We start from the raw sequence: 20,052 nt of genomic DNA on the forward strand, positions 1-20,052 counted from the left end.
GATCCCTCGCCACATGGATTTGGGACCGGCCTTGCTTTTTGCAGGAAGATCGTTCGTAACCACAAAGGCACTATATCAGCGCAATCCGAAAAAGGAAAGGGTACTATATTTACGATTACGTTGCCGCTTTCGCACAGGCCATAAGGTGCGAATACCAACAGTTTTCGCAAGTGTTATCCCGCCCCCTGCCTTACCTGGGGCATTTCAACATTTACCTTCCCTACGCTGCTTCCCCGCTTCCAGATAAACGCCTTTACAGGGTGTTTTACCGGAACAGGCCCCCGCATACCCACTGCTTCCAGTATCACTTCCATTTCTGTTTTTACCTGTAACAGCACCCTGTCTTCGTTACCGGGCATATCGCCGGCCACCACCTCTATACGGCCACCGCCTTTGTTGTTACATCTTGCACGGTATACCCACTCATCTCCTTCACCCTTCAGGGCATAGCCATCTTCTACCAGTTCGCCGTTAATATCGTAGATGGCAACATGCACGCGCTCCACCATAAAATCGTCGGTAGCCGTGACGTGTATTACATCGCCGCGATGGCCGGTGTAGGCCGTGGTATTAACATCTGTAATTTCAGGCGCATGGTAGTAGTCGCTCACAGCGCGGTTTTGCACGTTCCAATCACGCGGGATATCGTTTTTATACAGTGCAGTCCGCTGTTTATCAAACTTTACCTGCCTGCGGTAATAATCGTTCGCCCCTTTCCAGCGCTGCCTTTCGGCCTCCTGGGCCTCTGTGCCTTTGCCGGGGCGCTTGCAGGGCATTTTAGTAATCTCTATTTGTCCGTAACGTTTACGGACCACTACCTGCCCGGCAAACTGGCCTGTAGCGCCGGAGGAGATAGCATTGTAGTTTCTCAGGATCATGGTTTTTCTGTTTTGGTGTTTATAAATTTCGAGGCTTTCATCACGGGTCCAGTCAGCTCAAATCTGCTTCCCGGATGCAGGCTTAAACACCCGGGACTATTAATACCAAAACGAGCCAGAAGTAACCCAACTTTTTAAGGTTTTTTTCGCTATGGCAGAGCTTTAGCCCTTTCGTTGCCGTTTAATTGCCGGTTGGTTGCCGGTTGGTTACCGGGGACTAATTATGGTAGTAGTATTGCCCCACCGTTTGTCACTCCCCTGAGCGGTTAATGCTCTGCCCTTCAATAAGGACCCTATATCGATCCTATATCCATCCTTTATCCCCCGTTACCACAGGCCTGCGTTTCAGCGGACCTGGATATAGGATGGATATAGGATCGATATAGGATGTGTAGGTAATAATATGTTGTTCACCCGATCGGAAACTGCTTCGGTATGAACGAGATTTTTTTCCGGGAGGGAATTCTATTTAAAAACCTATATTTGATATAACGAGAGATAGTGATATATAAAAAAACAATTGATTAGCTTTTTTTGTTATTCAATTGCCCCAGTTGAGAAGCGATTACGTATGCAGACAGTGACCAGGATGAATTGCTTTTAATATCCCAAATAAAGACACCCCGGATGTAGTATTTAAATTTCCACACCCCATAAAATCATTTTATGCGTTTCGATTCATTACCTGAAATTGAAAAGCGCTTCAAAACGGAAGCCGGCCCTCACCTTAAACCTTTTTCCCTGCCAGTGCCGGGAGAACCGCAGTTAATGTTGAATGGCGTGTTGTATTCGCCACCGCGTACCGGCTACTACCACCCTACCCAACATCCGAAAGAAAGGATAGTGTTGCATTTTACGGCAGGCAATACCCGCTCGGACATGATGAGCCTTACCCAGCAAAACCGGCATGTATCGGTGGCCTTTGTGATAGCGAGAGATGGCACCATTTACCAGCTGTTCCCCTCCGCAGGATGGAGTGGTCACCTGGGAGCAGGCGTGGGTAACCAGGGTACGGGTAATGCAGAAGATAAAGCCACGATTGGCATAGAGATATCTAACTACGGTTACCTGGTGCCCCGCGAAGGGCAGCTGGAAACGATTTATTCCAGGTTAAAAAACCCGGCTACCGGTGTGGTAAGTGCGCCCGACCCCTATTGCAAACTTTCGCAAAAAGAAGCCTATACAGAAATTACCACCCCCTTCCGCGGACAAACCTATTACGCCAATTGTACACCAGAGCAGGTAGAAAGCACCGTCATTTTATTACGCTTCCTGACTGCCAAATACAATATTCCGCGTGAGTTTTTGCCCGAAGCCAAACGTTTTGTTACCACCAATGAAGTACTTACGTTTAAAGGCATTGTAACACATGTTAACTACCGCACTTCCGGCAAATGGGATATTGGTCCTGCCTTTGACTGGAATGCTTTGATCAGTGGCGTAAAAGCGCCTTCATTCGCTGCTAAAAGCGTACAGGCACGCGGGCTTACCAAAGCGCTGGACAGTGAAGAAGCAATAGCAGCGGAGTTTGCAAGCACCAGCAGTGTTGCCGATGAAATGGCGGAGACGACCGATAACGAAGGTTATAATCCAAATGATTTTGAAGATACAGCTGTGCAGGCCAAAGGAGGAGGTCATGGGGGCGGTAAACTGAAAGCCTTACTGGTAGGCATCAACGATTACCAGCAGGTGAACCCTTTAAGTGGATGTGTGAATGATGTACAGCAAATGGAAAAATACCTGTTCAACCGCACGGCCTTCTCCCCTGCCAAAGAAGATGTACGCGTACTTAAAAATGAGCAGGCTACCAGGGCGAACATTATCAGCGGTATAAGAGAGTTTTTGGCAGATGCCGGTGAAAACGACACCCTGCTTTTCTACTACTCCGGCCATGGTGCGCAGGAAGAGGCAGACGAAGTATGGGGAGAACTGGACGGCCTGCTGGAATGCCTGGTATGTTACGATGGCGATAGTGAGTACATGCACGAGTTCCTGTTAACCGATAAAGAACTGCGTTACCTGCTGCATGAACTGTACGAAAAAACAAAGGCGCATATCGTTACTATTTTCGACTGTTGCCATTCCGGCGATAACACACGTGGTGCATTGCAACTGGCCGCTTTGGGTTCCTCCGAAGCTGGTGGCAAAACGAACGGCTTTGATGCCGAGGGCGCGCATAGCCGCCGTGTAAGCGAAGTAGGGCCGAAACGTGAATGGGAACATTTCCTGTTTGCGAAAGAGAAACCCTACGCCAGCATTAAATCTAAAAAACCGGATACCTTTTTACCCGAAGCCCCGCATATACAAATGGCCGGCTGCGAAGACAACCAGTTGTCGCTGGAAGTGAACCGCTCGGGCGTATTTACCAAACGCCTGATCGCCACACTGGATGCAGCAGGCGGTAGTTTAAGCTACAACGCCCTGCGTGATCGTATCCGGCAGGCCTTACGCTTCTCCTTTGCGCAAACGCCCCGTGTATACGCCGCTAAAGAAGCGCAAACATTGCTTAGCAAAGGCTTCCTGAACCAACCAGTGCAAATGGGCGCCTTTGTGTCGGAAATAACTTTTAACAACAAAACCGGCTGGCAACTGAACCTGGGGGCCATCCATGGTTTGCAGCAAGATAGTACCATAGAGATTATTGATAGCGAGAGCGGTAAAAAATACAATGGCTCCCTGCAAAAGATCAATGTTGATTACTCATTCGTGGAAATAGACGGCAGTAAACAGCCGGATGATAAACTGGCGCATAAAGCGGTAGTACGCGGATTGATGACAGGACAGCTGCAACTGGAGCTGAACAACGTAAACGGTAACCCGGGCGACTTATCCGACCTGCTGGAGCAGCTGGAGCAAAAAGCAGAAGGTTACTACGACTTTGTATCCGGCGGCAAAGACGGTGAAAACAGTAAATCACCCGACTACACACTGCATATACGTGGCGGCGATGCGGTGGTTACGCTTCCCGGAGATACTTACCGTCCGCTCGTACTGCCATTACCCGCTGTGCAAAAAGAAGATAATGCGGCTATTGTAAACCTGCTGCAACACATTTCCCGCTGGCGTTTCCTGAAAAACCTGCGTAATCCGCATGTTCCGGACAACTTCCCGACATCGCCACTGGACATTAAGGTGACCCGCATTAATGCAGCCGGAAAGGCTGAACCGTTAAAGGTGAAGAGCGACAGTGTTACCGTAAGTTACGAACAGCGCACCGCACAATGGAAAGCGGAACTGGAAATAAAGATCACGAACACGCAGCAGCAGGACCTGTATGTGGCGGCCGTATTTTTAACCAGCCTTTTCCGGGCCGAAAAACATATGTTACCGGGCGACGGCGTACTAAAAATACCTGCTGGCGAAACAGTATCCGTGGGCTTTAAAAGTCGCCGTACGGTAAGCTTTACGATGGACGATTACATCAGGGAGTACAACTGGAGCGGTACTACAGAACATCTGAAATTTGTAGTAAGTACAGAACTGTTTAGTGCCGATGCTTTACAAATGGAGGGGCTGCAGGAGCCTTACACGTTAAAGGACAGAACAGGCAATTCCCGTTTACGCTCCGGGACCAGGGGGTTAGATGGTCCGGACGAGCCCCGGGACCTGAAACTCGAAGGCTGGACTACGCAGCATTTGCAGATACAGTTATTAAATCCCTTGTACAACACCATCCAGGCCTCTGTTTTAAAAGCCCTGATGGAATATGACGAAACAGCATTTTATGCGGCAGGGCTTTACTACGATGTAACGCTGGACAAAAACGGGCAGCCTACAGAACTCGTATTGAAAGAAGAAATTACAGTGGTCCTGGATAAAGGGCTGTTGGCGAACTTTAAGATATGGGCTGGCAATAAAGTAGAAACGTTGCAACGCAAAAAGATGTACCGCAAGTTGAAAGACACCGGTCGCATACGTATTGTAGCCGAAGGCGACTCCTGGTTCCAGTACCCGATACTGGTGCAGGATACGCTTGATCATCTTTATAAAGTGTATGCCATCCGCAGTTTTGCCGAAGCAGGCGATACGATGGAAAACTACATGAAAGACCGTGAATACCTGGATGCAATTAAGGACGAAGAGGTAGATATATTCCTGGTAAGCGGCGGTGGTAATGATATACTTGGCAGCCAGTTCGAAGGCTTTTTGCGCGACACGCCGGAAGCCGGAGAAGACACGCCCAAGAAATACCTGAAGCCTGAGTTCTTTACCAAACTGCAACAACTGGAAGACTGGTATGTGGAGATGTTCAGGGAACTGCTGATACGTTACCCCGACCTGCACATCATTAGCCAGAGTTATGATTATATCATACCGATAGATACGGTGCAATTCCCCAAGACAACCAGCTGGCTTGGGCAATACATGATCAAAAAGAAAATAGAAGACCAGGCCGAACGCGAAAGAGTAATTGCCTTTATCGTAGACCGGTTTAACGAACACCTGAAAAGAGCGTTAGATAAATTCCCGCAGAACACCAGTTATGTAGATGCCCGTAAACTGGTGGACCGCGACAGCTGGTTCGATGAAATACATCCTACCAACGAAGGCTTTTCGCTGGTAGCCGACAAGTTCGTCGATGCCATCCGCAAAGGCCGGCCCGGTGCCACAAAACCACCCGTAGCCAGTAACACCCCTGTTCATGAACCTCAAAAACCATAATTAGATGTCATTTAGAAAACGGCTTTGTAAAAATCAAACCACTGAATTCCTTCGCGACACCTTTTCGGCCACGCCGCTGAAGGTGCCCGAAGAAAGAATGAAACCACTGATGGTATTGGCCTCGGTAAAAGATGAAACCAAGTTTCGCGGAGAGTTTAAATTCCTGTTGAAAGACACTTCCGCTTTTAATCTTCCCGTGCAAACCACCATCGTATCAGATGTATCCACAGAACGCACCAAAACCATGGACGCCGATGTTGGTTTTAACATACTCGATGGATTTTTTAAAGCCCTGAACTTTAACAGCATTGCCCTGGGCTTCGTGTTAAAAGGCGTTAAACAGATGTCGCTTTCCTTCACCAACGTACAGCGGCAGTGGATAGACCTGGGCGCATTAGGCCAGGCAGTAAGCAAAAACAATATCGATACCGAGAACGCCTCGCTGGCTGTATTTGAAGGTGACGAGGCCGCCGATATGTTGCTGGTAACAGACGCTATTGTAAGCAACAGTTTTTCGATCAACGATGAATCGGGCAGCGATACCTCATTTGATGCCAGCATTCCGCTGATAGAGAAATTCGTGGCCGATGGTAAACTGGCCGTGAAAGTGGCAAAAACATCTAAAACCACGATCACCTTTACCAACGAAACGCCCCTCACTTTTGCCTTTTCCTGCGTAAAACTGGAGTACGATGCCGCTTCAGGCAAAGTAGCGATACGGGAGAACGTTACACCGAAGAAAGGTTTGAAGCCCGGAGATCCCGAATTCCTTTCGCCGCATGTACTGCTGGACGAAAACGAAGCGCGGCCGGGAATGTTAAGCCTGGACTAAAAGATAGAAACGGGTGGCAATTGAATTGCCACCCGTTTTTGTTTAGACCATTTGAACGCCGGATAAATGTTTGGCCTTTGTGTTAGAGGCGATCACTATCAGTGCCGCAAGATTAACTTATTGTTAATTGGGCGGAATGGTTACCCCATCACAGAATAGCCACACATCTTTGCAGCCATGAAAAGAAGAGACTTTTTCCGCAATACATCCCTGGCCGCACTGGGCACCACCATTGCTGTTCCCGGGCGTAGCATAGCCGCCGCCATACAACCGAAGGCACAGGCAAAAAACATCATCTTTTTGGTAAGCGACGGGATGAGTACCGGCACACTTACTATGGCCCACATGCTGCTGCAACGTAAAGAAGGTCGCAGCTCGCAGTGGATAAAGCTTTACGAAGATGGGTTAGCGAAACGTTCCATGATGGATACCGCTTCGGCCAGCTCACTGGTGACGGATTCCGCAGCAGGCAGCTCTGCCTGGGGTGGTGGTGTACGTGTACCCAACGGATCGTTGAACGTGAGTGCCGACGGAACAGAACATCAGCCTATTCTCCAGAAATTTAAAGCTGCGGGTAAATCCGTAGGCTGCGTAACCACTGTGCCCATTACCCATGCCACTCCCGCAGGCTTTTGCGTAAATGTAAAAAGTCGCGGTGACCAGTCAGATATCGCGTTAAAATACCTCGACCTCCGTTTTGATATCATGATGGGCGGCGGACATGAGTTTTTCAGTGCCGATAAACGTAAAGATAAAGCCGATGTGTACGGCCAGTTCCAGCAGAAAGGTTATCAGGTAGTACGCGACCGTAACGCCATGTTATCGATACAACCAGGCAGTAACAAACCCGTACTGGGCGTGTTTCATGAAGACGGTCTGCCCTTTACCCTCGATGCCATGCAGGATACCGGCATTCAAAAAGCAATACCCTCGCTGGCCGAAATGACTAAAACCGCGATCGACTACATGAACACCAATAAAAAAGGTTTCGTGCTACAGGTGGAAGGCGGAAAAGTAGACTGGGCGGCACACTCCAACGATGCAGGTGCATTAATTTACGACCAGATCGCTTTTGATGATGCCATTAAAGTTGCGGTAGACTTTGCACTGAAAGATAAAAACACGTTGGTCTTCATCACTACCGATCACGGTAATGCCAACCCCGGCCTCTTTTACAGCGGCAAAGCCAATATCAATTTCGATAAAATACAGACCTATAAACAATCGAACGACTGGATACTGCATGGCATCACTAAAAACTTTAGCGCAGCACAAGTGATCGAACGTATTGAAGCAGCGCAGGGTTATGCCATTAAACAGGAAGAAGCCGCCGAACTCCTGTCCCACTACACAAAGATGGATGCTGATGGATTGTATAATCCCTACAAACTTCCCTTTAAAGAACTGGGCATGATACAAAGCGCGTACAATGGCATTGGCTGGGGCTCTATGGACCACTCCGCCGACCATGTGGAACTGGCCGTAATGGGGCCAGGCAGTGAGTTAGTGCCGTTGTTTGTAAAGAACTCCGACCTGCATAATATCATGTTAAAGGCGGCGGGAGTTGAGGTGAGGAAGTAAACGTATTCTTGGTCATAAGAAAGCCCTGAGGTTGTGATGACCTCGGGGCTTTTTAGTGGCGTCACTATTTTTTTCACTTTAGCGATAAATACATTTACTTTTGGAAGACCACCTTGCTGTGTATAAATGATAACCGATATGTCCATTGCTAATAGTACTGCAGATAATCTTGAAACGCTCTATAAAACCCGTGCTATTCACTTTTCACAGTTAGAAAGTCAGTTTACGATGAGAGGCCGGTTGTTGTCGTTATTCCGGCTTATTGCCGGTATCCTGATCATCATCGGAGTATTTATGTTCCTGTCGAACATATCTGTCACTTGGATGGCATCGACATTACTCAGTGCGGTAGTCTTCGTGATGCTGGTTGCTGCGCATGGCAGGGCAAACAGGCAGGCGGCTTATTTCGGGTGTTTAAAACGGCTCAATGAGCAGGAAGAAGCGGCATTAAAAGGCGACTATACCAATTTACCGGCAGGCGATGTATATGTCACTCCAGGCCACCCCTACTCCTACGACCTGGACATATTCGGTAAAAACTCCCTGTTCCAGATGCTGAACAGGACCTGCACCACAACCGGAGAACGATTACTGGTAACTACGCTCGAACAGAACGACGTTAATGCAGAAAAGGTACTGCAACGCCAGGAAGCCGTATCCGCCTTAACCCCCATGCTGGAATTCCGGCAACAGTTTATGGCTATTGGACGGGAAAACCAGGAAACGCCCAATGACATCGAACAATTGAACGCATGGTTACACTCCGAAAAAAGCCGCTTAAACAGGCCTTTCCTACGCGTACTGAGTTTTGTGCTGCCAGCTGTCTTTTTTTCTTTGATAGTACTGGCCATAGCGGGCATCGTATCATTCCCTTTCCTGATATTTTCCTTTCTGCTGAACCTGGCATTTATCCAGTCGCTTCACCATCAGCTCAACAAAATACATGCTGTTGTTTCCAACAAACATCACATACTGAATAAATATGCGCGGTTGCTGGAGCTGATGAACAGGCAGCCGTTTAACAGTGAGATCTTAACGGCTTTAGCGGGAGATAGTAAATACGCGCATGCCAGTATAAAATCACTGTCCGTAAAACTCAACTTCTTCGATCAGCGTTTAAACGACGTGGTAGGTTTTATCCTAAACGGATTTTTTCTTTTCGATCTTCACTGTATTGCGGCGATTGACAAGTGGAAAGCCCAACACCGTGAGCAGATGCCCAAGTGGCTGGATAGTATTTTCAAGGTAGACGAACTAAGTTCCCTTGCGAATTTCTCGTTTAATAATCCAGGGTATACGTATCCGGCATTTAGTACCTCCACCTTCTTTGAAGCTGAAAATTTAGGGCATCCGCTGATCAGGAAACACCCTTGTGTGGAGAACAATTTTACTTCTTTAACAGATGAAAAAGTGATCGTACTCACCGGTGCAAATATGTCGGGTAAAAGCACATTCCTCAGAACGATCGGCATTAATATGGTACTGGCCTATGCCGGCGCTCCTGTATATGCTACAACGTTCACCTGTAGCCTCGTGACACTGTACACCAGCATGCGTGTTACAGATTCACTGGGAGAAGATACCTCCTACTTCTACGCAGAAATTAGCCGTCTTTCGCAGATAGCAGATCAGTTAAGGGCAGGCAAACGCATGATGATACTGCTTGACGAGATACTGAAAGGCACCAACTCGGCAGATAAACTGCAAGGTTCCGTTGGTTTGATACAGGAGTTTTTAGCGTACGACTGCCTGTGTATCATCGCCACCCATGATCTTGCACTGGGGGAGCTCGAACAACAGCATCCCGGACAGGTAAGTAATTATTGTTTCGAAAGTCAGATTGAGGAAGACAAACTGACTTTCGACTACACGATCAATAAAGGGATCGCAAAAAATAAGAATGCGACCTTTTTGATGCGCAAGGCAGGGCTGATAAGGCGTTAGGGCTGTACTTGCCCCGTTTCATTCAACTGCAGCACTGGTTTACCCGTTTTACTCCAGGTAGATGGCATTGTGCCCACCCAGCTCGTTACCAGGTTATCTACTTTCCTGTTCTTCCCCCGCTTAAACTCCACCCATATAAAATCTTTATCCAGGTAAAATTGATCGGTATCGGAATGTTTTAATTCATACCTGCGTCCTTTGGGTCTTTGGAAATACATCTTCCCATCAGCCTCTGTAATGTTCACCTGTTCACCGCGGTCGTTTTCATAAAGTCCGGCGTAACCGCCGAGGTGCTGTCGTTCTATAGGGCTTTGCTTAAACTCAAACGGCTTGCCCGCCAGTTCTGCGGCGATGATGCGAGATAAAACCTGCGGGTTCAGCCCCGATTCTGAATTTAAAAGGATGACCACATAAATATCTTCCGCAGGCAGGTACAGCGTTTCAGACATAAATCCGGGTATCAGGCCACCATGGCGATGATACAGGCTGCCACGTAAAGTATCGATATACCATCCGAAACCATAGCGGGCCGATTGTCCATTGTTTAACTTTTGCGCGGCAAAAGCCTGTTCCAGTGTTTTTTTATTTAGCAGTATGCCCGACTTTAATGCCTGGTTCCATTTATACATGTCCATCGCTGTTGATAATATGCCACCGGAGGCGAAGAAGCCCTGCGTATCGTGGAGCGGCATATTAACGATACCCCTGCGAAAAACGCCATACCCTGTTGCACGTCGATTGATCAGCGGTTCATCGCTGGCTACATAGGAAGCGCTCATTCCTGCAGGTTTAAATATGTTTTCAATAATATATTCCTGGTAAGTTTTTCCACTGAGTTTTTCAATGATGTGACCAAGCACCTGGAAATTAGCATTGTTGTATTGCCATTTGCTACCGGCAGGAAAAGCCATGTTCCTGGCGGCATAACGTTCCGCCTCCGCCTGTGTGTTATCGCCCGCCGGGATGTGCAGTGAATCAGCGTACCCATTGCCATTTAAGCCAGAAGTATGCGATAACATTTGCCTGATCGTGATCTGCGATACGGGCGGTTTGCTGTTCACATATTTACCAAGACTGTCGTTCAGTGCAATAAGTCCCTTCTCCACCAGCTGAAGAATAGCCACAGCCGTAAACTGTTTTGTGTTGGAGGCGATGTAATACACCATACCCGTGTCACTAGGTACGCCCAGTTCCATTTGGGCCATACCAAAGGCTTTTTGATAAATGATCTTACCATCTTTGGCGACCAGCGCAGTTCCGCCGGGTTCATCAGGCTTAAACCGGTTCGTCATAAGCGTATCGATCTTATAAATAGTATTGTCCTGCGCCGAAGCGATTGGGCAATAGCATAGCAGGAGCACTGTCAGTGCTCTGAAAAAGATGTTCATATTTATGGAGATTTAAGTGGTAGCTTAGTCTAACGACCTTTCTTTCCATCCGCACTTAACCTGGCCATGGCCAATGCTTTACCGGCCCTGGCCTTGTTCCAGGCATCATCAATTCTGGCAAGCAATCCGAGGTAGCCGGGTAATTGTTCTTCAGGTATCACCGTTTCATTGATCGACAAGGCCACTAACTCATTTTGGGCGATCTGCACATGGTAGGTATTTCCTTCCCAATCCTTTACCGTCATAATCCTGTTCGCCATGTCCTCATTGCTTTTTTCAAAGCGGATGCTCGCCATGCGAAAGGCTGTATCTGCTGGTATTGAGGGCTTTTTTTCCTTAATTGCCTGCCTGGGTTTGGACTTCGGTTTAGGCTGGGATACTGCCTTATTAACAACCAGTTTTTGACGTGGCTGTACGGTATCAGGCGGCAGGGTGTTCGCCGCAACGACCGGCACATGGCTTTTCCGTCCTGAAACAACAAAGGCAGCGAGCGGCAGTGCGAGTACGATTAACAGCGCAATTGCCTTAGTCATAAACCCCGTTGGCCGGTCCCTGTTTTCAATCATGCGGTATAATCGCCTGGCGAGTGGACTGCCCTTAACACTTAGCTGAATAGGAGAAAAGCGATCGTGGGCAATATCGAATGCGAGCAGGCCTTTCAGGTACTCACTTTTATGGCTGGTATGCTTCAGCACCATATCATCGCAACAAATTTCCCGCTGTTCACGGATTAGGCGTGAAAGCCATACCCATCCCGGGTTAAAGAAGAATATTGTATCGGCAACATGCTGTAGCAGGTTGAAGAGGTAATCTTTACGATAGATATGGGCAAGTTCATGAAACAGGATCGCCTCCGCCTGCGCATAAGGCAGTTCAAATAAAAACCCGGCGGGAACGATTATTACCGGACGAAAGTGGCCCAATGTAAGCGGCACACTCACCTTCACCGATTCCAGTAACACGACATTTCTGGGGATTTTCAGGCGTTTGCTGAAGCTGGCAAGCCTGTCCTGCCATTGGCCTGCTGATACCAATGTTGCGGCAGATCGAAGTTGTTGCAGCTCATTAAGACTTCGACATAATCTGTACGTTCTGAAAAGCAGGACAATCGCCCATAAGAAAACGATCCAGCCAGCGTATCCGTCGATCCATGCAAGTATACCGCCATGCTCAATATGAGTGGTCTGCACCTGGAATATTCCGGCTGTATACCGTTCTTTAAGTATTGTGTGATGAGGCAAACTTCTGAACTGGAGGAAGCCTGCTAAAACAGTAGTGAACAAAAAAAGCAACAAGAAACCCGTCAGCATCCTGTATCTCACGGCCGACGAAGACCGTTGAGTGAGGCTTAATCCAATGACCGTTAACACAAATACCCCTGCCCCTATCCATAGCGAATGTAACAGCGTCCAGCCTAAAGCCCGGACCAAGTCAGATGTGATGATCAGTGGTATCATATTATTGCTGGTCAAGTTTTTTAATCAATGCTTCGAATGTCTTCCTTTCCGTAGCACTCAACTTCTTGCCGCCCAGCAGCTGCATTACAAGATCAGATGCAGAGCCTTTGAAGATCCGGTCGACGACCGTATTTAGCAGTATATCTTTTGTTTTCGATTCCTCCTGAGCGGCCGAGTAAACATGCTTCGACTGCGCATCATTCTTTTCAAGCAGCCCCTTTTCCACCATGATCTGCATGAGTTTGAGGGTAGACATGTATATAACCGGGCGAACATGCTCATTCAGGTAATCGTTGACATAGCGGGCCGTTGAAGGGCCCGATTGCCAGAGGACCTGGAGGATTTCCAGTTCCGACTTAGTGGGTTCGTGGGGAGTGTTAACCATAACCGAATGTAAGAAACATTTCTTACAGTAAGAAAAGATTCTTAGTTATTCTTATCAGGTTAAGTTTTCGGGCGACGTTTTTGCGTCCAATGTGGCGCATTAAGGTGCAGACGACTTGGTCATCTCAGGCTACTTTATAGTCAGATTTATAGCTATGCCGGTATAGCCTTTCTTCATTTTTTGACGGGTTCTTATTTCCTTAGATGCATCTTTATTCCGCATCGTCCGACAGGAAACCAACCCTTCGGTCCGGATTATCCGGAAAGCCTTTAATGATGTGTTTGGGGATGCAATAGTTTAAACAGTTCCTTTTGAAGGTCCTCGTTTGACAACTTGTTTAAAAGCTGGCTGTCAATTGCATACCATTTCTTTTTGTTACCCAATACACCAATTACGTAGGTCTGTCCTGCAGGCACGGCTTCGCCTGTTTCAGGGTGTTTTGTAGAAAGATTTACAACTACATCTTTATATTTTGACATTACCTAAGATAACTAAAATAACTGGTAGTGCCCGTTTGTACGGGCAAAAACATATCCCAGGTAAGACAATGCGGTGAGTGGCACGGTGATGTTGGGCAGGAGTGAAAAAATTACGCTTCGATTTAATTATTACTAAATACCGCCAGTGAACTACGTCTAAAAGCAACAGAAAAGGAGTTGATTTAATAAATATCAATGAGTTGCAACGAATCGCGTGAGTAAGTTTATTGAAAAAAATTTGTTTACGGATACATTGATGTGAATTGATAGAACTTCGCGGGAGCCCAAAAGAAAAAGCCCGCAAATATTGCTATTTGCGGGCTTTCGCCTTAAGTTCGTCGGGACGACTAGATTCGAACTAGCGACCTCTTGCACCCCATGCAAGCGCGCTACCGGGCTGCGCTACGTCCCGAACTGTTGTTCTCACGATATTTTCGTGACGGGGTTGCAAAGGTAATTATCTTTTTTATTTTTCAAAATATTTCTACTTCCGCTTCTTCAACTTCGTCAACGTATTAATATCCGACACGGAACGATCGGTATCATCTCCCACATCCATTAAAATCCGTTGAGCGATGATCAGGGTATCGCCTTTCCAATAATACCTGCCGCCCTGCGTAACTGGCGGAACACCGGCTGTGGTATAAATGGAATCGGCTCCCTTAAGCCTGTACTGCAGGAGGTTGCTGCTCACGGGCACCGTGTCGCTGCTGGTTACAGTTCCTTCGTCTACCACATTGCCATTAAGATAGTATTTCACTTCGCTGGTTGCTTCCATGCGATAGCCATAGTTATTGTTCTGGATAGTGGAGCCGGCAATAACGGTAGTGCCGGTATTGTTCTTAGTATCGTAATGGGTGATCATCACTGCCTTCAGGATATCATCGTCCATTTTGGTGGTAAGGGTTTGTACGGCATCTACCGACATACCTACAAAATCATAGGTACCAGCCAATTGGGTACTGCGTTCCTCTTCAAAGGGCACACTTTCTTCCTTTTTGCAGGATATAAGGATGGAGGAAAACATTGCCAGCAGCAACATTACCGGGTAACATCTTTTACGCATTTTACTTGTTATTTGGTACAGGCGAAGCCGCAAATTACAGAACTTACGCGCAATAAACATTGAAATTTAATAAATACATGATAATCAGCTATTTTTTTGACCGGAAATGCAACCTTGCATCTGTGAAAGCGTATTAGTATATTTGATTCCCAGACTGTCAAAATAAAAATATTTTTAGCTGATATATACCCCCTTGATCGCATATTTGTCGTTACTAATATGGGAAAATAGTTATCCGATTTTAGCTTAAGGATTTTTAACTCCTTACCAATTAAACGTTAAACCAATGAACGTTTTACTTATCGAACGGACAGATAACATCGCCATACCTGCAGCACAGGTACCGGCACATCTGGTGAAGCACCTGATCCCTTATGCGCGCACCTACTTCGCCGGCGATGAGCAGGGCGAACTGTTGGAGCTTAATATTAAGATAGGCCCCTTCTCGTTCTGGATGCACTACATCAATATGAGAACGCTCACCACCCTCAACCCTTTTACTGCCGACCATGTACTGGCACTGCATCACTGGTTCGGTGGCAACATTCCGGCTCAACTCAGGGACGGGCACCCGGTTATACTGGGGGATAATGAGTGTAACCTGTTTAACCTGCTGCCTGAAGTACATACTGCCTGGCCGGCGATCGACAGTTCATTGAGCATCCACTTAAACCTGGACCCAACGAGGATAAAGGACGTGGCGGAAAAATACCCGGCGTTCAAAGCCCTGGAGCAACTACCCCTGTTCGATCAAAGTGCCCTGATAAACGGCTTTCCATACAAAATAGACGAGGTAAGGAGAGAAACGCTGAACCGCATTATTTCCTGCAAATATGTACACCAGCAGGCGAAGTATTTCTTCCGCCGCAACTTCCTGGATATGTACCTCCAGTTCCTCACCCAGCTTAAAAATGAGAAATTACCAAAGCTGGAGCTGGACCAACGTACCATAGACCGGTTATCGCTGCTCAAAATGTACCTGAGCAACCATCCCGATTTCGACATCACACTGCCAGCGATGGCTGTTAAGTCGCAGCTGAGCGAAGAGGTGATTACCCGCGGATTTGAGCAGCTTTTTAATATCAGCTTTGATGACTACCTGCTCCAGGTACGGATGTACCGGGCTTACGACCTGCTGATGCAGACGCCCTCCGGCAAATTGGCCGTGGCGCACAAAACCGGGTACTATAGTTACATGGCTTTTATACGTGCATTTATCAAATTCTTTGGTTGCGACCCGGTTACACTGCGCCGCGAACAATAAAAGCTATAAATTTTAACAGTTCTCCAAGTTCCATTATAAAAGCAGCCCCTGCCTGGTTACAGCAGGGGTTTGCTGATTTTAGTATGATCCCTTCTCCCCACCCCTCATTCATCTTTAGCACATTTATATTACATTTGCCCCGGATTGGTTTTGACCATAAAGATTAATTTCTGCAATGCATATATTACTCAAAAACGTACGGATAGTTGCATCTCATTCTCCCTTCAACGGGCAACAAAAGGACATTCTCATTTCAAATGGCATTATTCAAAAGATTGGCGACGAAGTAGTGGCACCGGACGATGCGCAGATAATATCTGCCCGCGACCTCCATGTGTCTGCCGGCTGGGTAGATGTATTCGCCAATTTTTGCGACCCCGGGCAGGAATACAAGGAAGATTTGCAAAGCGGCTCCAGGGCCGCGGCTGTTGGCGGCTTTACCACGGTAATGGTCGTTCCGAACACGCAACCAGCCGTCCAAACAAAACCTCAGGTAGAGTACGTGCTTAGCCAAACCCGTAACGGACTGGTAAACGTATTGCCTATTGGCGCCATCAGCAAAAACATTGAAGGCAGCTCCCTGGCGGAGATGTATGAAATGCGCCTTACCGGTGCGGTAGCTTTCTCGGACGGCCTTAAACCTTTGCAGTCTTCGGGCCTGATGCTCAAAGCCCTGCAATATGTAAAAGCGTTCGACGGAACTGTTATCCAAATACCTGACGATCATACGATATCGGCCCACGGCCTCATGCACGAGGGTATACACTCTACCCGCCTGGGCATGCCCGGCAAACCGGCCATTGCGGAAGAAATCATGGTCCGTCGCGACCTGGAACTGGCACGTTACACCGAATCGCGCATCCACTTCACCGGCGTTAGCACGGCAAAATCGGTAGAACTGATTGCCGCCGCCAAAGCAGAAGGCGTGAAGGTTACCTGCTCAGTTACTCCATACCATCTTACTTTCACCGATGCCGACCTGCAGGATTACGATACTAACCTGAAGGTGAATCCGGCGTTGCGCACGGAAGAAGATGTGGCCGCCCTGAAAGATGCGGTAAAAAAAGGGCTTATCGATTGCTTTGCTACCCATCACCTCCCGCAGGACTGGGATGCCAAAGAGGTGGAATTCGAGTACGCTAAATATGGCATGATTGGCCTGGAAAGCTGCTTTGGCGCACTCCGTACCGCCCTTCCCGAAGTTCCTGCCGAACAAATTGTAGATATGCTGAGCAACGGCGCACGTAAAGTATTTAACCTGCCCACGCCATCTGTGGAAGAAGGCGCACAGGCAGAACTCACGCTGTTTACGCCGGATACGGAGTATACTTTCGGACCTGCACATATCGGTTCTAAATCAAAAAATTCAGCTTATCTTGGCCGCGAACTGAAAGGTGCTGTGGTAGGAATATTCAATAACGGCAAAGCTTACATAGGTTAAAAGACGATTAATGAACACTAAAATACATGTACGCTACGGGCTCATTTTTGCTGCTATAGACATCCTGCTGTTCGTAGTATTTTACAATGTAAATCATCAGCTGCCCAGCTTTTTCTTCCTGATGGCCGTGGCCCTGCTGCTGATCGCTGCTGTAGTTATCTCCTGTTTTCAGTACACAAAACTGACCAGCGATAAACTAACGGTGGGCAACATTTTCTCTAATGGTTTTAGAACGGTAGCGGTAGTAACGGTTGTGTTCGGGCTGGCGGTAGTGATCTTCACTAAAACAATGCCCGGCTTTAAAGAGAAAATGCTGACCGAAGCAAGTGAAAATGCGCGTAAAGCTGATCCAACGCTCACCGATAAAGATATAAAGGAAAACCAGGCCCTCCTTGAACAAAGGCTTACCGCTTCATCACTTGCGGGGATTATTTTCCCTCAATTGATACTCGGTACCATTGCAGCAGGTATTACGGCCTTCGCCCTCAAAAAACAATAGACCTATAATCCGGACAATACAATGAGTTTAGACATATCCGTTATCGTTCCCTTAAAAAACGAAGAAGAATCTCTGCCGGAACTGGCCGCGTGGATCGACCGCGTAATGCAGGCCAACAACTTTTCCTATGAAGTTTGGATGGTAGACGATGGCAGCACCGACGACTCCTGGGAAGTAATTACCCGGATCGCTGCTACCAACAACAACGTAAAAGGTATCCGGTTCCAGCGTAACTATGGCAAATCGGCCGCCCTCAATGAAGGCTTCCGCGCCTGCAAAGGAAACGTAGTAATCACCATGGACGCCGACCTGCAGGATAGTCCGGACGAAATCCCTGAACTGTACAACCTGATCATGCGTGATGGTTATGACCTGATCAGCGGCTGGAAACAGAAGCGTTACGATCCGATCATGAAAACCATTCCCTCTAAATTCTTTAATGGAGTAACGGCTAAAATGAGTGGCATTAAACTGCACGACTTTAACTGTGGCCTCAAATCATATAAAAGAAAGGTAGTAAAATCGATAGAGGTATATGGTGAAATGCACCGATACATCCCGGTAATCGCCAAATGGGCGGGCTTTCGGAAGATCGGTGAAAAGGTGGTGGAACACAGGGCCCGTAAATACGGCGTCACCAAGTTCGGCCTCGAACGTTTCATCAACGGCTTCCTCGACCTCGCCTCTATCATGTTCGTGGGTAAATTCGGAAAACGGCCCATGCATTTCTTTGGCGCACTGGGTTTCGTGTTTTTCCTGTTTGGCTTCGGTATTGCTTTTTACCTGGGCTTTGCCAAAATCGTGAACCTGCAATATAATATGACTGACAGGCCCATCTTTTACCTCTCACTGTTGTTCATGATCATTGGTTCGCAACTGTTCCTTACCGGCTTCATCGCCGAACTGGTTACCCGCAACTCGGCCGACAGGAATAATTACCTGGTGGAACAACGCCTGGATAACAAAGGTTAAACCCTACTGCTTTGACTACGATCACTAATAAGAAAATAGTTATACTTGGTCCGGCCCACCCTTTACGCGGTGGGCTGGCGGCTTTTAATGAGCGCCTCGCGCATGAACTGATGTTGCAGGGCAACGAGGTGAGTATCGAAACGTTCTCGTTCCAGTACCCGTCTTTTATGTTCCCCGGTAAAACACAGTTCGCGGAAGGTGCCGCCCCTGCAGGACTGCGTATCCGCCGTTCGGTGCATTCCATGAACCCGCTCAACTGGCTCCGGATTGGTGCACAACTTCGTAAACAGGCGCCGGATATTATCATTGTTGCTTTTTGGCTGCCGCTGATGGGGCCGAGTTTGGGCACAGTGGTAAAACAGGCGAAAAAGAGTGGTAAAACAAAGGTGATAGGGCTGATACATAACCTGATACCGCACGAAAAGCGGCCAGGTGATGTGCCATTTACGCATTACTTCGTGCGCCAGTGCGATGCGTTTATTACGCTCAGCCAGGAAGTGCTGGACGATCTCCGCCGCATCACCCAAAAACCGGCCATCTTCTCCCCTCACCCGGTGTACGACAACTTTGGCGATGCGGTTCCCAGGCAGGAAGCCATTAAAGCACTCCACCTGGACGCCGGTAAAAAGTACCTGCTGTTCTTTGGTTTTATCCGCGGTTATAAAGGCCTCGATTTATTGCTGGAAGCTATGGCCGACGCACGTCTTAGGGCCAGGAATGATGTGAAGCTGATTATTGCAGGAGAGTTTTACGAAGACCGCAGCAAATACGATAATCTCATTGCGCAACACCGCCTTTCCGATCAGCTGGTACTGGCTACAGACTTCATTCCCAACGAGCAGGTGAAGTATTACTTTTCGGCTGCCGACGCCATTGTACAACCTTACCGCACTGCCACGCAAAGCGGTATTTCCCAAATGGCGTATCACTTCGAAAAGCCAATGGTAGTTACGAATGTGGGTGGATTACCTGAGATTGTACCGGACGGGAAGGCTGGTTACGTAGTAGCTCCCGAACCCGCCGCCATAGCCGATGGCATACTCCGTTTGCTCGACCAGGGCCCGGCCTCGTTCTCCTCCTTTATCAGTGAACAAAAGCAACGGTATTCCTGGCGCAGCTTTACTTTAGCCCTGGGAAATTTGCAGGACACACAATAAAATTTGTCTTAATTTGTTTTTATGATGATGGCCATTGGCTAGCATTA

The 20,052-nt window shown here is 47.8% G+C and carries 16 protein-coding genes and 1 tRNA gene; 10 read left to right on the plus strand and 7 right to left on the minus strand.

Translation table 11 applies throughout. The annotated features are described in order from the left end of the window. Positions 1 to 144, plus strand: a 144-nt coding sequence (locus tag QZT80_RS14250) for an ATP-binding protein (protein WP_295123330.1), incomplete at its 5' end; no start/stop codon positions are given. A 29-nt stretch (positions 145 to 173) separates the two neighbouring features. Here the strand turns inward: QZT80_RS14250 and QZT80_RS14255 are convergent. Then, positions 174 to 878, minus strand: a complete 705-nt coding sequence (locus QZT80_RS14255) for a hypothetical protein (protein ID WP_295123017.1) — start codon at positions 876 to 878, stop codon at positions 174 to 176. Positions 879 to 1,544: 666 nt separating this feature from the next. Here QZT80_RS14255 and QZT80_RS14260 point away from each other — a divergent pair. The 4 genes from QZT80_RS14260 (at position 1,545) to QZT80_RS14275 (ending at position 9,897) form a co-directional block, all read left to right on the plus strand. Beyond that, a complete protein-coding gene (locus QZT80_RS14260; protein ID WP_295123019.1) occupies positions 1,545 to 5,540 on the plus strand; it encodes a caspase family protein in 3,996 nt (1,331 codons plus the stop codon). A gap of 4 nt (positions 5,541 to 5,544) precedes the next feature. After that, positions 5,545 to 6,372 carry a hypothetical protein gene (locus QZT80_RS14265; RefSeq protein WP_295123022.1) on the plus strand — a complete coding sequence of 276 codons (828 nt, stop codon included), beginning with the start codon at positions 5,545 to 5,547 and terminating at the stop codon, positions 6,370 to 6,372. 177 nt (positions 6,373 to 6,549) lie between these two features. Next, complete coding sequence (locus tag QZT80_RS14270; protein WP_295123025.1) at positions 6,550 to 7,953, plus strand: alkaline phosphatase; 1,404 nt, start codon at positions 6,550 to 6,552, stop codon at positions 7,951 to 7,953. 138 nt (positions 7,954 to 8,091) lie between these two features. Further along, positions 8,092 to 9,897, plus strand: a complete 1,806-nt coding sequence (locus QZT80_RS14275) for a hypothetical protein (protein WP_295123028.1) — start codon at positions 8,092 to 8,094, stop codon at positions 9,895 to 9,897. Here QZT80_RS14275 and QZT80_RS14280 read toward each other — a convergent pair. The 6 genes from QZT80_RS14280 to lptC all read right to left on the minus strand — a co-directional run bounded on the left by QZT80_RS14280 (position 9,894) and on the right by lptC (position 14,672). Continuing rightward, complete coding sequence (locus QZT80_RS14280; RefSeq protein ID WP_295123031.1) at positions 9,894 to 11,285, minus strand: serine hydrolase; 1,392 nt, start codon at positions 11,283 to 11,285, stop codon at positions 9,894 to 9,896. The two genes, QZT80_RS14275 and QZT80_RS14280, sit on opposite strands and share 4 nt — an antisense overlap. A 29-nt stretch (positions 11,286 to 11,314) precedes the next feature. Continuing rightward, entirely contained in the window at positions 11,315 to 12,742 is a 1,428-nt protein-coding gene (locus QZT80_RS14285; RefSeq protein ID WP_295123034.1) for a M56 family metallopeptidase, read from the minus strand. A 1-nt stretch (position 12,743) separates the two neighbouring features. Beyond that, on the minus strand, positions 12,744 to 13,127 hold the full coding sequence (locus QZT80_RS14290) for a BlaI/MecI/CopY family transcriptional regulator (protein WP_295123037.1): 384 nt from the start codon (positions 13,125 to 13,127) through the stop codon (positions 12,744 to 12,746). Between the two features lie 269 nt (positions 13,128 to 13,396). Next, positions 13,397 to 13,606, minus strand: coding sequence for a hypothetical protein (locus QZT80_RS14295; RefSeq protein WP_295123040.1), 210 nt, complete (start codon positions 13,604 to 13,606; stop codon positions 13,397 to 13,399). 338 nt (positions 13,607 to 13,944) lie between these two features. Further along, positions 13,945 to 14,018: transfer RNA gene (locus QZT80_RS14300), tRNA-Pro, on the minus strand. 72 nt (positions 14,019 to 14,090) lie between these two features. Then, on the minus strand, positions 14,091 to 14,672 hold the full coding sequence (gene lptC, locus QZT80_RS14305) for an LPS export ABC transporter periplasmic protein LptC (protein ID WP_295123043.1): 582 nt from the start codon (positions 14,670 to 14,672) through the stop codon (positions 14,091 to 14,093). A gap of 286 nt (positions 14,673 to 14,958) precedes the next feature. On the opposite strand from lptC, the gene QZT80_RS14310 reads away from it, so the two are divergent. The 5 genes from QZT80_RS14310 to QZT80_RS14330 all read left to right on the plus strand — a co-directional run bounded on the left by QZT80_RS14310 (position 14,959) and on the right by QZT80_RS14330 (position 20,005). Continuing rightward, positions 14,959 to 15,936, plus strand: a complete 978-nt coding sequence (locus QZT80_RS14310) for a helix-turn-helix domain-containing protein (RefSeq protein ID WP_295123046.1) — start codon at positions 14,959 to 14,961, stop codon at positions 15,934 to 15,936. 175 nt (positions 15,937 to 16,111) lie between these two features. Beyond that, entirely contained in the window at positions 16,112 to 17,377 is a 1,266-nt protein-coding gene (locus QZT80_RS14315; protein ID WP_295123048.1) for a dihydroorotase family protein, read from the plus strand. Between the two features lie 10 nt (positions 17,378 to 17,387). Then, on the plus strand, positions 17,388 to 17,876 hold the full coding sequence (locus QZT80_RS14320; RefSeq protein WP_295123051.1) for a DUF4199 domain-containing protein: 489 nt from the start codon (positions 17,388 to 17,390) through the stop codon (positions 17,874 to 17,876). A gap of 21 nt (positions 17,877 to 17,897) precedes the next feature. Then, complete coding sequence (locus tag QZT80_RS14325; protein ID WP_295123054.1) at positions 17,898 to 18,848, plus strand: glycosyltransferase family 2 protein; 951 nt, start codon at positions 17,898 to 17,900, stop codon at positions 18,846 to 18,848. Positions 18,849 to 18,859: 11 nt separating this feature from the next. Next, a complete protein-coding gene (locus tag QZT80_RS14330) occupies positions 18,860 to 20,005 on the plus strand; it encodes a glycosyltransferase (RefSeq protein ID WP_295123057.1) in 1,146 nt (381 codons plus the stop codon). Positions 20,006 to 20,052 lie beyond the last annotated feature (47 nt).

It is taken from the genome of uncultured Chitinophaga sp. (assembly GCF_902168175.1).
GTDB lineage: Bacteria > Bacteroidota > Bacteroidia > Chitinophagales > Chitinophagaceae > Chitinophaga.

Coding starts and splice junctions, on each gene's coding strand:
- QZT80_RS14255 (WP_295123017.1), bottom strand. CDS start 878: ATGATCCTGAGAAACTACAATGCTATCTCCTCCGGCGCTACAGGCCAG.
- QZT80_RS14260 (WP_295123019.1), top strand. CDS start 1,545: ATGCGTTTCGATTCATTACCTGAAATTGAAAAGCGCTTCAAAACGGAA.
- QZT80_RS14265 (WP_295123022.1), top strand. CDS start 5,545: ATGTCATTTAGAAAACGGCTTTGTAAAAATCAAACCACTGAATTCCTT.
- QZT80_RS14270 (WP_295123025.1), top strand. CDS start 6,550: ATGAAAAGAAGAGACTTTTTCCGCAATACATCCCTGGCCGCACTGGGC.
- QZT80_RS14275 (WP_295123028.1), top strand. CDS start 8,092: ATGTCCATTGCTAATAGTACTGCAGATAATCTTGAAACGCTCTATAAA.
- QZT80_RS14280 (WP_295123031.1), bottom strand. CDS start 11,285: ATGAACATCTTTTTCAGAGCACTGACAGTGCTCCTGCTATGCTATTGC.
- QZT80_RS14285 (WP_295123034.1), bottom strand. CDS start 12,742: ATGATACCACTGATCATCACATCTGACTTGGTCCGGGCTTTAGGCTGG.
- QZT80_RS14290 (WP_295123037.1), bottom strand. CDS start 13,127: ATGGTTAACACTCCCCACGAACCCACTAAGTCGGAACTGGAAATCCTC.
- QZT80_RS14295 (WP_295123040.1), bottom strand. CDS start 13,606: ATGTCAAAATATAAAGATGTAGTTGTAAATCTTTCTACAAAACACCCT.
- lptC (WP_295123043.1), bottom strand. CDS start 14,672: ATGCGTAAAAGATGTTACCCGGTAATGTTGCTGCTGGCAATGTTTTCC.
- QZT80_RS14310 (WP_295123046.1), top strand. CDS start 14,959: ATGAACGTTTTACTTATCGAACGGACAGATAACATCGCCATACCTGCA.
- QZT80_RS14315 (WP_295123048.1), top strand. CDS start 16,112: ATGCATATATTACTCAAAAACGTACGGATAGTTGCATCTCATTCTCCC.
- QZT80_RS14320 (WP_295123051.1), top strand. CDS start 17,388: ATGAACACTAAAATACATGTACGCTACGGGCTCATTTTTGCTGCTATA.
- QZT80_RS14325 (WP_295123054.1), top strand. CDS start 17,898: ATGAGTTTAGACATATCCGTTATCGTTCCCTTAAAAAACGAAGAAGAA.